This window comes from Actinoplanes sp. NPDC049548 (assembly GCF_040676695.1).
GTDB lineage: Bacteria > Actinomycetota > Actinomycetes > Mycobacteriales > Micromonosporaceae > Actinoplanes.
In genome coordinates, this window is the sequence record NZ_JBFAPM010000079.1 from 1 (window position 1) to 1,111 (window position 1,111).

Genomic DNA, 1,111 nt, shown 5'->3' on the forward strand with positions numbered 1-1,111 from the left:
CGTCGAACAGATCCGTCGCAAACAGAATCCCGCCCACCAACCCAGCCGGACTCCCATCGGACTCCCGCCGCTCGACCAGATCGAAGGAGAGGTCGTCGCGGGCGGCCAGGCCGGGCAGAGCGTCGTACGGGCCGGCGTGCAGGCCGGGCAGCCGCCAGCGGGTGTCGTTCCCGTCGGCGTTGAGCAGAGCGAAGCTGATCTGGTACAGCGGGTTGCGGCTGAGCGAGCGGACCGGGTTGAGCTCGTCGACCAGCCGCTCGAAGGGCACGTCCTGGTGCGCGTATGCGGCCAGGTCGGTCTCCCGGACCCGGTCGAGGATCTCCGCGAACGTGGGGTTGCCGCTCAGGTCGGCGCGCAGAACCAGGGTGTTGATGAAGAACCCGAGCAGGTCGTCCAGGGCGGCGTCACTGCGGCCGGCGATGGCCGTGCCCAAGGGAATGTCGGTTCCGGCGCCCACCCGGGAGAGCAGGGCGGACAGAGCGGCGTGCACGACCATGAACATGGTGGCCCGGCCCTGCTGGGCGACCTGCAGGAGGCCGGCGTGGACGTCCGCGCCCACCTCGATCGGCACGGTGGCGCCGCGGAAGGTCGGCGCGGCCGGGCGGGGGCGGTCGAGAGGCAGGGTCAGCTCGGGTGGCGCCCCGGCGAGGGTGCGTTTCCAGTAGCCGAGCTGGCCGCCGACGATGCTGTGCTCATCGTCGGGGTCGCCGAGGACTTCCCGCTGCCACAGGGCGTAGTCGCCGTATTGGACCGGCAATGGCGTCCAGCCGGGTGCCTCTCCGCGGGTGCGCGCCGCGTACGCGGTCTGCAGGTCGCGGGTGAGAACGCCCATCGACCAGCCGTCGACCGCGATGTGGTGGGTGACGATGAGCAGCACGTGGTCGGTCGGGGTCGTGGTGAACAGCCAGGCGCGAACCGGCAGCTCGGTGGTCAGGTCGAAGCCGTCTGCGTTGCGTTCGGCCACGAGCGCAGGCAGCTCGTCCTCGGTCGCGGTCACGACGGTCAGCGGCAGGCGCCCGGCGGGGCCGTCGAGGATGTGCTGGACCGCGACGCCGTCGCTCTGCGGGAAGATCGTGCGCAGGCTCTCGTGCCGGTCGCTGAGGTCGCCGAG

At 71.6% G+C, this 1,111-nt stretch carries 1 protein-coding gene; it reads right to left on the bottom strand.

What is annotated here, in order from left to right:
- The coding region (locus tag AB0J80_RS38535) for a condensation domain-containing protein (RefSeq protein ID WP_364714798.1) at positions 1-1,111 on the bottom strand (1,111 nt) is incomplete at both ends.